Annotated in this window: 13 protein-coding genes; 9 read left to right on the top strand and 4 right to left on the bottom strand. The window is 70.7% G+C overall.

The window, feature by feature from the left end; genetic code table 11:
- The first annotated feature begins 115 nt into the window (after positions 1-115).
- Entirely contained in the window at positions 116-856 is a 741-nt protein-coding gene (locus tag ACIPSA_RS21305; protein ID WP_402637727.1) for a response regulator transcription factor, read from the top strand.
- 5 nt (positions 857-861) lie between these two features.
- Complete coding sequence (locus ACIPSA_RS21300) at positions 862-2,349, top strand: sensor histidine kinase (protein ID WP_402637245.1); 1,488 nt, start codon at positions 862-864, stop codon at positions 2,347-2,349.
- Between the two features lie 6 nt (positions 2,350-2,355).
- On the opposite strand, the gene ACIPSA_RS21295 is transcribed toward ACIPSA_RS21300, so the two are convergent.
- The 3 genes from ACIPSA_RS21295 to ACIPSA_RS21285 form a co-directional block, all read right to left on the bottom strand.
- A complete protein-coding gene (locus ACIPSA_RS21295; protein WP_402637243.1) occupies positions 2,356-3,060 on the bottom strand; it encodes a L,D-transpeptidase in 705 nt (234 codons plus the stop codon).
- A gap of 3 nt (positions 3,061-3,063) precedes the next feature.
- The gene (locus ACIPSA_RS21290) at positions 3,064-3,651 is read right to left on the bottom strand and encodes a pyridoxamine 5'-phosphate oxidase family protein (RefSeq protein ID WP_402637239.1); all 588 of its coding nucleotides are present in this window, start codon (positions 3,649-3,651) and stop codon (positions 3,064-3,066) included.
- Between the two features lie 107 nt (positions 3,652-3,758).
- On the bottom strand, positions 3,759-4,640 hold the full coding sequence (locus ACIPSA_RS21285; RefSeq protein WP_402637236.1) for a hypothetical protein: 882 nt from the start codon (positions 4,638-4,640) through the stop codon (positions 3,759-3,761).
- 246 nt (positions 4,641-4,886) lie between these two features.
- On the opposite strand from ACIPSA_RS21285, the gene ACIPSA_RS21280 reads away from it, so the two are divergent.
- The 5 genes from ACIPSA_RS21280 (at position 4,887) to ACIPSA_RS21260 (ending at position 10,855) form a co-directional block, all read left to right on the top strand.
- Positions 4,887-6,080 carry an argininosuccinate synthase gene (locus ACIPSA_RS21280; RefSeq protein WP_402637233.1) on the top strand — a complete coding sequence of 398 codons (1,194 nt, stop codon included), beginning with the start codon at positions 4,887-4,889 and terminating at the stop codon, positions 6,078-6,080.
- A gap of 90 nt (positions 6,081-6,170) precedes the next feature.
- Positions 6,171-7,604 (top strand): argininosuccinate lyase, encoded by a 1,434-nt coding sequence (gene argH / locus ACIPSA_RS21275; RefSeq protein ID WP_402637230.1) that lies wholly within the window; start codon positions 6,171-6,173, stop codon positions 7,602-7,604.
- 112 nt (positions 7,605-7,716) lie between these two features.
- Positions 7,717-8,688, top strand: a complete 972-nt coding sequence (locus ACIPSA_RS21270; RefSeq protein WP_402637227.1) for an aldo/keto reductase — start codon at positions 7,717-7,719, stop codon at positions 8,686-8,688.
- 95 nt (positions 8,689-8,783) lie between these two features.
- Complete coding sequence (locus ACIPSA_RS21265) at positions 8,784-9,335, top strand: TetR/AcrR family transcriptional regulator (protein ID WP_402637224.1); 552 nt, start codon at positions 8,784-8,786, stop codon at positions 9,333-9,335.
- A complete protein-coding gene (locus ACIPSA_RS21260) occupies positions 9,332-10,855 on the top strand; it encodes an MFS transporter (protein WP_402637221.1) in 1,524 nt (507 codons plus the stop codon). The genes ACIPSA_RS21265 and ACIPSA_RS21260 overlap by 4 nt, the downstream gene beginning before the upstream one ends.
- A gap of 114 nt (positions 10,856-10,969) precedes the next feature.
- On the opposite strand, the gene ACIPSA_RS21255 is transcribed toward ACIPSA_RS21260, so the two are convergent.
- On the bottom strand, positions 10,970-11,641 hold the full coding sequence (locus tag ACIPSA_RS21255; protein ID WP_402637218.1) for a lysophospholipid acyltransferase family protein: 672 nt from the start codon (positions 11,639-11,641) through the stop codon (positions 10,970-10,972).
- A 369-nt stretch (positions 11,642-12,010) separates the two neighbouring features.
- Between ACIPSA_RS21255 and ACIPSA_RS21250 the strand changes: the two genes are divergently transcribed.
- Both ACIPSA_RS21250 and ACIPSA_RS21245 read left to right on the top strand, forming a co-directional pair.
- Entirely contained in the window at positions 12,011-13,180 is a 1,170-nt protein-coding gene (locus ACIPSA_RS21250; RefSeq protein WP_402637215.1) for a glycerophosphodiester phosphodiesterase, read from the top strand.
- Between the two features lie 75 nt (positions 13,181-13,255).
- Positions 13,256-13,762 (top strand): RNA polymerase sigma factor, encoded by a 507-nt coding sequence (locus ACIPSA_RS21245; RefSeq protein WP_402637212.1) that lies wholly within the window; start codon positions 13,256-13,258, stop codon positions 13,760-13,762.
- Positions 13,763-13,777: the final 15 nt, after the last annotated feature.

Here is a 13,777-nt window from a genome sequence, read left to right as displayed (position 1 = left end):
CTTCTGAGGAAGCTCTGAGCGGGCGCCCCTCGCGGCCCTCTCAGAGGAAACTCAGAGCCCCGGGGTGCACCGGCGGCCGCCGGGAGGAGCGATGCTGGTAGACGCGATGAACGCGATACACACCACCCGCTCCGGCCGGCCCGCCCTCACCCGGCCCGACGGCACCCCGCTGCGGGTCCTCGTCGTCGACGACGACCCCGACCTGGCGGAGGTGCTCACCGGCGCCCTGCGCTACGAGGGCTGGGAGGTGCGCGCGGCCGGCGACGGCGCCGGTGCGGTGGCCGCGGCACACGAGCTGCTGCCCGACGCGGTGGTCCTCGACGTGATGCTCCCCGACACCGACGGCTTCGCGGTGCTGCGTTCTCTGCACGAGGTGAAGCCCGACGTCTGTGTGCTCTTCCTCACCGCCCGGGACGCGGTCGAGGACCGTATCGCGGGTATCACCGCGGGCGGCGACGACTACGTCACCAAGCCGTTCAGCCTGGAGGAGGTCGTCGCCCGGCTGCGCGGGCTGCTGCGGCGCGCGGGCATGGCCCGGCAGCTGGACGAGGGGCCCCGGCTGGCCGTCGGCGACCTGGTCATGGACGAGGAGGCCCGCGAGGTGGTCCGGGCCGGCGAGCTGATCGAACTGTCCCCGACCGAGTTCGAACTCCTCCGCTTCCTGATGCGCAATCCGCGCCGCGTGCTCAGCAAGGCGCAGATCCTCGACCGGGTGTGGTCGTACGACTTCGGCGGCCGCGCCCATGTCGTCGAGCTGTACATCTCGTACCTGCGCAAGAAGGTGGACGCCGGCCGCGAGCCCATGATCCACACCGTGCGCGGGGCCGGGTACGTGCTGAAGCCGGTGGCCCGGTGAGGGCGGTGCTGCGGAGACCGGCCGGGTGGCTACGACGGCTGCCCCGCCCCCGCACCCTGCGGGCCCGGCTCACCGTCGGACTGGTGGTGCTGCTGGCGGTGAGCTGCGCGGCCGTCGGGCTGGCCGCGGTGGTCGAGCTGAGCGGCTTCCTCACGCAGCGACTCGACGAGCAGCTCGTCCAGGTCGGCACCCGGTTCCCGGCGAGCCTGGAGCACAACGGCCGGCTGCCGGACGATCACGACGGGGACGAGCACGGCGACACCCGCCGGCAGGCCACGGGCACCTTCGGCGCCCGTCTGGTGAACGGCACGGTCACCAACAGGGGGCTGGTCCGCTCCGGAGACCTCGCCGTGGACCTGAACGTCGACCTGACCGGCGCGGACATGAGGAAGCTCGCCGCGGTCCCGGTGGACGGCAGGGCCCACACCCTCGATCTCTCCTCCCTGCACGACTACCGGGTCGTCGCCACCCGCGGGCTCGACCAGGACGTGCTGATCGTCGGGCTGCCGTATGAACCGGTGGAGGCCGCCGTTCGCCGCCTGGAGCTGGTGTCCGCGGTCGTGTTCGGCCTGGCCCTGGCCGTCGCGGGCGTCACCGGCGCGCTCTGGGTCCGGTGGTCGCTGCGCCCGCTGAGCCGGGTCGCGGCGATCGCCACCCGGGTCAGCGAACTCCCGCTGGCCAGCGGCGAGGTCGCGCTGCCGCCCCGTGCCGCCGAGTCCGACCCGCGCGGCGAGGTGGGCCGGGTCGCCGCCGCGTTCAACCGGATGTTGGGGCACGTCGAGGACGCGCTGACCAAACGCCACGCCAGCGAGGAACGGCTGCGCAGCTTTGCCGCCGACGCCAGCCACGAGCTGCGTACCCCGGTCGCCTCGGTCCGCGGCCACGCGGAACTCGCCCTGCTCCACCCGGGACCCGTCCCCCCGGAGATCACCCGGGCCCTGGAACGCATCACCGCCGAGTCCTCGCGGATGGGCGAGATGGTCGACGACCTGCTCCTCCTCGCCCGCCTCGACGCGGGCCGCCCGCTGGAGCGCCGCCCCGTCGACCTCACCCACCTCGTCCTGGACGCCGTCACGGACGCCGGTGCGACCGGCCGCGACCACCGTTGGACGCTGGAGCTGCCGGAGGAGCCGGTGACGGTGACCGGTGACGCGCACCGTCTCCACCAGGTGCTGGCCAACTTGCTGACCAACGCGCGGTGGCACACGCCCGCCGGCACGAAGGTGACGGTCTCCCTGGAGACGGACGGCAGGACGGCGACCCTGAACGTGCACGACGACGGCCCCGGCGTCCCCGAGGACGTCCAGCCCGGCGTCTTCGAACGCTTCACCCGGGCCGAACACCGCCGCCGCTCGGACGCCACCGGCGCGGGAGCCGGGCTGGGGCTGTCGATCGTGGCGGCGGTGGTCGAGGCGCACGGGGGGAGCGTGGGGCTGGAGAGCCGCACCGGCTCGACCACGTTCACGGTGCGGTTGCCGGTCAGTACCGAGTGATGGCGGTCAGTACCGCGTGATGCCGGTCGTCCCGCTCGCCGTCCCGATCGCCATGTGCGGCTTGGCCGACGGCTTGGCCCACTGCAGGATCCGGCGCATCGCGTCCGCCGGCACCGACACGCAGCCCGCCGTGGCACCGGTTCCGTTGACGTGCAGGAAGATCCCGGCCCCGCGTCCCCGCACCGGATTCTTGTAGTTGAAGCCGATGACGAGGGCGTGGGAGTACTGGGTGCCGTACGAGACGAGGTGCTCGGACTGGGAGGCGCGGCAGTCGGACGGGAGGGGTTCGGTCCAGCGGTTGTAGGAACGCGACGCGTTGTCCTGGCACCACCACGAGTTCTCGTGCACCGGCCGGTAGGGGACGGTCGTACCGTTCGGTGCCGCCTCGACACCGAACGCGAACGGCAGGTCGTACAGCCCGGTCGGCGTCGTGTTGGTGCCCTGCTTCCGGGAGGTCCCCTCGACGAGGCCCTTCGCGCCGAAGCGGGCCGGCGCCGAACCGGCCTGCACCCACTGCCCGCTCCGCAGGTTCCACCAGCTGACCGTGCCCGACGTCGAGCCGGTGCCCGCTGCCTGAGCCGTGATCAGCTGGGTGCCGCCCCCGGTGTCCGCCATCTGGGCGGGCAACGGGGGAGCGGCACCGGCCGGGGCGGCGCCGAGCACGACGAGGAGGGACGCGGAGGCAAGGGTGACGACGACACCGGGGCGCATGCCTCAGAAGCTAGATGGCGGGAGCGGCAGCGGCAGCCCGGGTAGGCCATCCAGGCTGTACTCCACATGGTCCTTCTTCTGGAAGTACTCGCCCAGTGAGGCGTCGTCCTCGCGTGCGAAGCGCTTCTCGTGCAGGTCACGGTCCGCGTCGTACGTCATGAAGGGCACCGCGTAACCGCAGGTGTCCCGGACGAGTTCGGCGTGCACGACGATGACGGCGCGCAGGCCGTGCGGGGTGGGGTCGATGTCCGGGAAGTGGGTGAGCAGCTCCCTGAACCGGGGGTCGTCACGGAAGACGGGCTCGCCCCGCCCGTGCACCCGCACGATGTTCGGCGGGCCCTGGAACGCGCACCACATCAGGGTGATCCGGCCGTTCTCGCGGAGGTGTGCGATCGTCTCCGCGTTCGAACCGGCGAAGTCCAGATACGCCACGGTGTGTTCGTCGAGCACCGCGAAGGAGCCCTTGAGGCCCTTGGGGGAGAGGTTGACCGTGCCGTCGCCGGACAGGGGCGCGGTCGCGGTGAAGAAGAGGGGCTGTTCCTCGATGAACGTGCGGAGTCTGCCGTCGATGCGCTCATAGGTCTTTCCCATGGCCACCGATTATCGAGGGAACCCTTCCGGCTGCCCAGGGAATTACCGGGTCCGCCGTGGCCGCCCCGGCCGGCGTTCAAGCGGGGCGGCCACCGCGGCCTGTCACGTCACTTGGTGAGCGTGCAGGCGGCCAGGGAGTCGAGGCCGGTCGGCTTCGTCGAGGTACGGCCGATGGCGATGGCGATGCGGTCGATCGTCGAGACGCGCTTGTCCTTGAGGGGGCCGAGGATGGCGTTGTTGACGAAGTTGGGGCCGCCCTGGCCCACGGTGTCGACCAGGCGCTTGTTGGCTTCCTGGATCTGCGTCTGGAGCAGGGTGAGGTTGCGCGTGACCTCGGCCTGGGCGGAGGCGGGGATCGCCGGGAGCTTCGAGGCGACGTCCGGGCAGGTGATCGTGCCCACTCCGGCGGCGTTGGCGTTGTTGTTGCTGCCGGTCGCCTGCTGGGTGGCCGTCGCGCTCGGCGCGGCCGACGCCGCGTTGTTCGCGGTACCGCCACCCGCGTTGGCGTTGCCCGTGTTGGCGTTGCCCGTGTTGACGCCGCCCGCGTTCAGGGTGCAGGGCGCCAGGGAGTCGAGGCCCGTCGGCTTGGCGGCCGTACGCCCGATCGCCGTCGCGATGCGGTTGATCGTCGCCACCCGCTTGTCCTTGAGGGGGCCGAGGATGGCGTTGTTGACGAAGTTGGGGCCACCCTGGCCCACGGTGTCGACCAGGCGCTTGTTGGCTTCCTGGATCTGCGTCTGGAGCAGGGTGAGGTTGCGCGTGACCTCGGCCTGGGCGGAGGCGGGGATCGCCGGGAGCTTCGAGGCGACGTCCGGGCAGGTGATCGTGCCGGGGCTCGCGAGGGTGCGCGCGTTCGTGGCGTCGTTGCTCTTGGAGGGCGTCCCGGCAAGGGCGGAGCCGGCGATCACCGCGCCGGAGAGCGCCACGGCGGCAGCGCCGCCGATGACCGCCACGCGACGCTTGTTGTACTTCGGAAGAGCCCTGGACATGCGGATGCCTCACTTGGGTCAGGAGTGGGTTTACGAACGCGGCGCCAGCGTTCATGGGTGAGTACGGGAAAGCGGTTTCATTTGTTCAACCTCCCTCCATAACTTTCTCGGGCAGGCGCGGCGGCCGTTCTCGGGCAGGCGCGGCGGCCGTTCTCGGGCGGGCGCGTCGGCCGGGTCCGGATTGACGAATCATGCAGAACTCTGCATACTCATGCATGTCAGTGATTGCAGCGTGAGGAGAAACCCGTGACCGAGCGCGTCGTACTCGCCTACTCGGGCGGCCTGGACACCTCCGTCGCCATCGGCTGGATCGCCGAGGAGACGGGCGCCGAGGTCATCGCCGTCGCGGTGGACGTCGGCCAGGGCGGCGAGGACCTGGACGTCATCCGCAAGCGCGCCCTCGCCTGCGGTGCCGTCGAGGCGGAGGTCGCCGACGCCAAGGACGAGTTCGCCGACGAGTACTGCCTCCCGGCGATCAAGGCCAATGCCCTGTACATGGACCGCTACCCGCTGGTCTCCGCCCTCTCCCGGCCGATCATCGTCAAGCACCTGGTCGCCGCCGCCCAGAAGCACGGCGCCACCACCGTCGCCCACGGCTGCACCGGCAAGGGCAACGACCAGGTCCGCTTCGAGGCCGGCATCGTCGCCCTCGCCCCCGACCTGAAGTGCATCGCCCCGGTCCGCGACTACGCGATGACCCGCGACAGGGCAATCGCCTTCTGCGAGGAGAAGCGGCTCCCGATCGCCACCACCAAGAAGTCCCCGTACTCCATCGACCAGAACGTCTTCGGGCGCGCGGTCGAGACGGGCTTCCTGGAGGACATCTGGAACGGCCCGATCGAGGACATCTACGAGTACACCTCCAACCCGGCCACCGCGCGTGACGCCGACGAGGTGATCATCACCTTCAAGGAGGGCGTCCCGGTCGCCCTCGACGGCAAGCCCGTCACCGTGCTGCAGGCCGTTCAGCGGCTCAACGAGCGCGCCGGCGCCCAGGGCATCGGCCGGATCGACATGGTCGAGGACCGGCTCGTCGGCATCAAGTCCCGCGAGGTGTACGAGGCTCCGGGCGCGATCGCCCTGATCACCGCCCACCAGGAGCTGGAGAACGTCACCGTCGAGCGCGAACTCGCCCGCTACAAGCGGCAGGTCGAGCAGCGCTGGGGTGAACTGGTCTACGACGGCCAGTGGTTCTCCCCGCTCAAGCGCGCCCTGGACGGCTTCATCGACGAGGCCAACCAGCACGTCAACGGCGACATCCGGATGACCCTGCACGGCGGCCGCGCGGTCGTCACCGGCCGGCGCTCGGAGTCCTCGCTGTACGACTTCAACCTCGCCACCTACGACACCGGCGACACGTTCGACCAGGCGGCGGCCAAGGGCTTCATCGACATCTACAGCCTGTCGTCGAAGATCGCGGCGAAGCGCGATCTCGCTTGAGCAGCCAAGCAGTAACGTGAATGCCGCCTCCCTGACCGCCGGTCGGCAGGGAGGCGGCGGCACATCCGTCTCTCATTAGGAGCAACGCAAGTGAGCAGCAACAGCGGTGACGTACGGCTCTGGGGCGGCCGTTTCGCCGACGGTCCCGCCGAGGCCCTGGCGAAGCTGTCCGCGTCCGTCCACTTCGACTGGCGGCTCGCGCCCTACGACATCGCCGGTTCGCGTGCCCACGCGCGCGTGCTGCACAAGGCGGGGCTCCTCACGGAGGACGAGCTGACCCGGATGCTCGCCGGGCTCGACCATCTGGAGGCGGACGTGGCCGACGGCTCCTTCGTCGGCACCATCGCCGACGAGGACGTCCACACGGCCCTGGAGCGCGGCCTCCTGGAGCGCCTCGGCCCCGACCTCGGAGGCAAGCTGCGCGCGGGCCGGTCACGGAACGACCAGGTCGCGACCCTCTTCCGGATGTACCTGCGGGACCACGCCCGGATCATCGGCGGCCTGATCGCCGATCTCCAGGACGTGCTGATCGGTCTGGCGGAGGCCCACCCGGACGTGGCCATGCCCGGCCGCACCCACCTCCAGCACGCCCAGCCGGTCCTCTTCGCCCACCATGTCCTCGCCCACGTCCAGCCGCTGTCCCGGGACGCCGAGCGGCTGCGCCAGTGGGACGAGCGCACGGCCGTGTCGCCGTACGGCTCCGGCGCCCTCGCGGGCTCCTCCCTCGGGCTCGACCCGGAGGCGGTGGCGAAGGATCTCGGTTTTGAACACGGCAGCGTGGGCAACTCCATCGACGGCACGGCCTCCCGCGACTTCGTCGCCGAGTTCGCCTTCATCACCGCGATGATCGGGGTGAACCTCTCCCGGATCTCCGAGGAGATCATCATCTGGAACACGAAGGAGTTCTCCTTCGTCACCCTGCACGACGCGTTCTCCACGGGCTCGTCGATCATGCCGCAGAAGAAGAACCCGGACATCGCGGAGCTGGCCCGGGGCAAGTCCGGCCGGCTGATCGGCAACCTGACCGGACTCATGGCGACCCTCAAGGCCCTGCCCCTCGCCTACAACCGCGACCTCCAGGAGGACAAGGAGCCGGTCTTCGACTCCTGTGACCAGCTGGAGGTGCTGCTCCCGGCCTTCACCGGCATGATCGCCACGCTCACGGTCAACCGCGAGCGCATGGAGGAGCTGGCCCCGGCCGGCTTCTCCCTCGCCACCGACATCGCGGAGTGGCTGGTCAAGCAGGGCGTGCCGTTCCGTGTCGCGCACGAGGTGGCCGGCGAGTGCGTGAAGGTGGCCGAGGCCGAGGGCAAGGAGCTGGACGAGCTGACCGACGAGCAGTTCGCGAAGATCTCCGCCCACCTGACCCCGGAGGTCCGCTCGGTCCTCAACGTTCCCGGCGCCCTGGCCTCCCGCAACGGCCGCGGCGGCACGGCGCCCAGCGCGGTCGCGGTCCAGCTGGCCGAGGTCAAGGCGGACGTGGCGGTACAGCACGAGTGGGCTACCGCCAAGGGCAAGCGGTAGAACCGAAGGGGACGGGACGGGCAGGGGCGGCGGGGGCGAGAAGCCAGGCTCCGACCGCATCGCGGGTTAGGTTGGTCCGGAGCCGTAAGGATCCGACCGAACGGAGCCCGCGATGCCCTTCGCCCGTCTCGCCTCGGCGACGTCCGCCACCTGCCACATCGGCCTGGGCCTCGCCGCCGTCGGCCGCCCCGGCTACATCAACCTCGGCCGGGAGCGGGACCTCCCGCAGGTCCGGAGCGTCGACGCCCTCCGCGAGCGCACCCACGCGCTCCTCGACGCCGCCTACGCCCAGGGCGTCCGCTACTTCGACGTCGCCCGCTCCTACGGCCGCTCCGAGGAGTTCCTCGCCGACTGGCTGAACGCCCGCCCCGACATCGACGACGTCGTCGTCGGCAGCAAATGGGGCTACACCTACACCGCCGGCTGGTCCGCCGACGCGGAGCGGCACGAGGTCAAGGACCACAGCCTCGCCACGTACGAGCGCCAGCGCGCCGAGACCGACGAACTGCTCGGCGAACGGCTCGACCTCTACCAGATCCACTCGGTGACCCCGGACAGCCCGGCCCTCACCGACAAGGAACTCCACGCCCGGCTGGCCGAGGCGGCCGCGCAGGGCCTGACCGTCGGCTTCTCCACCAGCGGCCCCGCCCAGGCCGACGCGATCCGCGCCGCCCTCGCCGTGACCGTCGACGGCGAGCCCCTCTTCCGTACCGTCCAGTCGACGTACAACGCCCTGGAGACCTCGGCGGAGCCCGCCCTCGCCGAGGCCCATGACGCCGGGCTCACGGTGATCGTCAAGGAGGGCATGGCCAACGGGCGGCTCGCGGAGCCGAACGCGCCGGAAGCGCTCAAGACCGTGGCCGCGCAGACGTCTCTCGGCTGTGACGCCGTGGCCCTCGCCCTGATCCTGCGCCGGCCGTGGGCCGGAGTCGTCCTCTCCGGCGCGGCGACCACCAACCAGCTCTCCTCCAACCTGCACGCCGCGGCCGTCGACCTCGACGAGGACCAGCTGGAGCGGCTCGCGACGCTCGTCGAGGAGCCGGGCGCGTACTGGGAGCGACGCGGGCAGCTGCCCTGGCACTGACGGAAACGCGCTCCGACACACCCGCTGACCAGCATCGATGAGTCACACATGGCTATATTGAGACATTGATGTCTCATATGGGCTACACTTGTCTCATGGCCCTCGATCGTGACCACGTGCTGCGCAGCGCCGCGACCCTGTTGACCCGCAAGTCCACCGCCACCATGGACGAGGTCGCCAGGGCGGCCGGGATCAGCCGGGCGACCCTGCACCGCCACTTCGCCGGCCGCGACGCGCTCGTCCGTGCGCTGGAATCGCTCGGCATCGCGGAATGCGAGGCCGCGCTGGACACGGCACGGCTCGACGAGGGACCCGCGAGCGAGGCCGTACGCCGGCTGGTGCGGGCCATCGAGCCCGCCGCCGGACTGCTCGCCTTCCTCTACACCGAGAACCAGCTGTTCGAGGGTGAGGAGCAGAACCAGGGCTGGGCCCGTATCGACGAACGCATCGCGGCCCTGTTCCGGCGCGGCCAGGCGGCAGGCGAGTTCCGCATCGACCTCACCCCGGCCTGGCTCACCGAGGCGCTCTACGGCCTGCTGGCCTCCGCCGCCTGGGCGGTCTCGGAAGGCCGCGTGGCCCCCAAGGACTTCACCCACATGATCGCCGAGCTGCTGCTCGGCGGCGCACTACGGAGAGAGGAACCATGACCAGCACCCTGCAGCCGGCTTCCGCGACGGAGGTGGAGAAGCGCACGGGCCGTTGGCTCGCGCTCTCCGTCCTCGTGCTCGCCGTGCTGCTGGTGGCCGTCGACGCGACCGTCCTCGGCCTTGCGACCCCCTACATCAGCGAAGACCTCGACCCCTCCGGTACCCAGCTGCTCTGGATCGGTGACGTCTACTCCTTCGTCATCGCCGGACTGCTGGTGACCATGGGCAGCCTCGGCGACCGCATCGGCCGCAAGCGGATCCTGCTCGGCGGTGCCACGGCGTTCGGCCTGATATCGGTCCTCAACGCCTACGCCACGACACCGGAGCTGTTGATCCTGGCGCGGGCTCTGCTCGGTGTCGCCGGCGCGACCCTGATGCCCGCCACGCTCGCCCTGATCCGCAACCTCTTCCACGACCCGCGCGAACGCAGCCTCGCCGTCGGCATCTGGGGCGCCACCGCCTCGGCCGGCACGGCCGTCGGCCCCATCGCGGGCGGTTTCCTGCTGGAGCACTTCTGGTGGGGCTCGGTCTTCCTCATCAACCTGCCGGTGATGGTGGTCCTCGTCGCCGTCGGTATCAGGACGCTGCCCGAGTCCCGCAACCCGAACCCCGGCCCGTGGGACCTGATGAGCGTCGTCCTGTCCCTCGTCGGCATGATCGGCGTGGTCTACGCGGTGAAGGAGGCCGCGGCGCACGGCCTCGCCTGGACGTCACTCGGCACGGGTCTGCTGGGCGCCGCCGCCCTGTACGGATTCGTACGCCGCCAGCTCACGATGCCGGCCCCGCTGCTGGACATGCGCCTGTTCGGCCGGCGCGGTTTCAGCGGCGCGGTCCTCGCCGACCTGCTGACCGTGCTCGGCATGTCCGGCCTGGTCTTCTTCCTGTCCCAGTACCTGCAACTCGTCCAGGGCAGGCACCCGTTCGAGGCGGGCCTGGCCGAACTGCCCGCCGCCGTCGGCGCGGTGGCGGCCGGTCTGGTCGCGGGCCGCGCGGCCCGGCGCTTCTCGGTACGGGCCGTGGTCTCCGGCGGTCTCGCCGCGGTCGGCCTCGCCCTCGCCGCACTCACGACGCTGGACCGGTCGACCGGCTATCCGGTCCTGGGAGCCGCGCTCCTGGTCGTCGGCGTGGGCGCGGGCTTCTCCTTCACCGTCACCGCCGACGTGATCCTCTCCAGCGTCCCCAAGGACCAGGCCGGCGCCGCCTCCGCCGTCTCGGAGACGGCCTACGAACTCGGCGCCGCTCTGGGCATCGCCCTGCTCGGCTCGATCGTGACGGGTGTCTACCGCGACTTCACCGGACCGGTGGGCACTCCGGCGGCTGCTCACGAGTCACTGGGCGCGGCGGTGGAGACGGCGGCGACCCTGCCCGCGCACACGTCCGCGGAACTTCTGGCAGCGGCCCGGGACTCCTTCGTCCACGGCCTGCACCTGGCATCGGGTGCGGGCGCGGCCGTCCTGCTGGCAACAGCGGCGGCAGCATGGTTCCTGCTGAGGGGGCAGAAACTGGAAAGCACCGGCTGAGGGAAGCGCCAAAGGGGCGCGGGGCAGTGTCGACATGAGGCTCCGCCGCGTGGGCGCGACACGCCACAGCGCACCCGCACCCGCACCCGCACTACGGCAGAACCCCTACGGCGCTCAGGCTGCCTTGGCCTTCGTCGCGTACATGTCCACGTACTCCTGCCCGGACAGCCGCATGACCTCGGCCATCACCGAGTCGGTCACGGCCCGAAGGACATAACGGTCCCGGTCCATGCCCTCGTACCGGGAGAACTCCATCGCCTCACCGAACCGCACGGTCACCCGCCCCGGACGGGGAATGCCCCGACCACCCGGCTGCAACTTGTCCGTGCCGATCATCGCGAAGGGAACCACCGGCGCGCCCGTCATCAGCGTGAGGCGGGCGATGCCGGTGCGGCCCCGGTACAGACGGCCGTCGGGCGACCGCGTGCCCTCGGGGTAGATGCCGAAGATCCGCCCCTCCTCCAGGATCCGCCGGCCGGTCATCAGCGCGGCCACGCCACCGCTGGCCCCGTCGCGGTCCACCGGGATCATGCCGACGCCGGTGAAGAACCATGCCATGAGCCGGCCCTTGAGGCCCTTGCCGGTCACGTACTCGTCCTTGCCGATGAAGACCACCTGCCGGTCACAGACCAGCGGCAGGATCATCGAGTCGATGAACGTGAGGTGGTTGCCGGCCAGGATGACCGGGCCGTCACCGGGGATGTGCTCCACGCCTTCCACCCGTGGGCGGAACATCAGGCGCATGATCGGTCCGAGCACTGCCTTGATGAGCGCGAAGCGGGACAACGGGTCCTCCGATGTCGAGGCGGGGTCGGTATGAGTCTGTGCAGGTGAGGACATTACTCGCGGCTCCGGGGGAAGCGCACATCGGGGGCGTCCGATTCACCGAGGTCTTACGTACTGTTGACGTAGGTTTACCTGCGGTGGCGTGCCGGAGGGCGCACGCAACGTCACCGCGACGATGTGACGGACATCGCGCGGGTGGCCTACCCGCCGCCTACCCGCGCCGCGCCTGTCGATGCCGACGGGCCGTCACATAGTGCCGCTCTCATGACATCCGGCGTCACCCGTCTGTTCGGACCCGGGTCTCCCGTCCGTCATGTCCACGCCCCTACCATCGGCCCGCAATCACGGGCAGACGGCAGGAGGGCCCTCATGGAAACCCACGAGTCGGACAAGCAGACGCAGGGCACCGCACGACGGGCGCTCCTGGGCGCCGCGGTGTTCGGCGCGAGCGGAGCGGTCCTCGGACTGCCCGGCTCCGCCAGAGCGGCGGAGGCCGGGACGGCCCGGAACGGCGGCCTGAAGAGCCTGCCCAGGCCGACGATCATTGGCCACCGGGGTACCAGCGGCTACCGGCCCGAGCACACCTTCGGGTCGTACAACCTGGCCCTCGACCTCGGCGCCGACGTCGTCGAGGCCGGCGACCTGGTCCCCACCAAGGACGGTCACCTGGTCTGCCGCCACGAGCCCGAGATCGGCGGCACCACGGACGTCGCCTCCCACCCCGAGTTCGCCGACCGCAAGACCACCAAGGTCCTCGACGGCGTCTCCACCACCGGCTGGTTCACCGAGGACTTCACGCTCGCCGAGCTGAAGACGCTGCGCGCGGTCGAGCGCATCCCGGCCAACCGCCCGCACAACACCCTCTACAACGGCCGCTGGGAGATCCCCACCTTCGAAGAGGTCCTCAAGTGGCAGGACGAGGAGACCCGTAAGCGCGGCAAGCAGGTCTGGATCTACCCGGAGACCAAGCACCCCACCTACTTCCGCAAGCTGGGCCTGGGACTCGAGGAGCGGGTCGCCAAGCTGCTGCACAAGTACGGCAAGGACCGGAGGAACTCGCCGGTCATCCTGCAGTCCTTCGAGCCGAGCAGCATCCAGCGTCTGAACAAGCTGGTCGACAACCCGCTCGTGGTCCTGCTCTCCTCCGCGGCCAGCCGTCCCTGGGACTTCGTCGAGGCGGGTGACCCGCGCACGGTCGCCGACCTGATCACGCCGAAGGGCCTGCGGGAGATCGCCGGCTACGCGCAGGGCATCGGACCGACGCTGGACCTGGTCATCCCGAAGGACGCGAACGGCAACCTCACCACGCCGACGACCCTGGTCGCGGACGCGCACAAGGTGGGCCTGATCCTGCACCCTTACACCATGCGCAACGAGAACCCCTTCCTCCCGGCGGAGTTCCGCAAGGGCACCGACGCCGACGCCTACGGAGACGCCTTCGGCGCCTTCAAGACATATTTCGCGACAGGCATAGACGGCGTCTTCACGGACAACGCGGACACCGGCCTGCTCGCGCGCGAGGACTTCGTCAACGGCTGAGCGTCCTGAACCCGTTCAGGTACACCCGAGGCCGCCCCGGCAACCTGCCGTCGGGGCGGCCGCGTCGTTCCGCATATGACGCACGATCTGGTTGCGGCGCTGAGCCCCTTGCTCACCGCGGAGGCCTGCGCCGAGGCATATGCCTCCGGTGCCGAACCGGACGACCTGGAGCAGGCGGTCTGGCTGCGCCTCCTGGAGCGGCTGGACTCCGACGGGCCGCCGCGCGATCCGCAGGACTGGCTGCGCAAGGCCGTCCGCGCCGAGGCGCGCCGCAGCCGTCGTACGGCCCGTGTCGAGCGGCCGTACGACACCGAACCCGCCGACGACGCCGGCAGCGGACCCGAGCAGGTCGCCCTCACCGCCGCCGGACACCGCGCCCTGCGTGACGCGGTGCGTCGGCTGCCCGGCCGCTGCCCCCGTCTGCTGGAGGCGCTGCTCTCCCCGAAGGACCTCACCTACCGCGAGATCGCGGGGGAGTTGGGTATCTCACAGGGCAGTCTCGGCCCGGAACGTTCCCGATGTCTGGGATGTCTTCGTCGTTTGCTCACACCGGAGGTTGCGGCCCGCGAAGTGCGGGGATAGGAGTGGGGGACGACT

This window comes from Streptomyces sp. NPDC086549 (genome assembly GCF_044746205.1).
Lineage (GTDB): Bacteria > Actinomycetota > Actinomycetes > Streptomycetales > Streptomycetaceae > Streptomyces.
The sequence above is the reverse complement of the archived record's forward strand: the minus strand, read 5'-3'. Positions and strand labels throughout refer to the sequence as shown.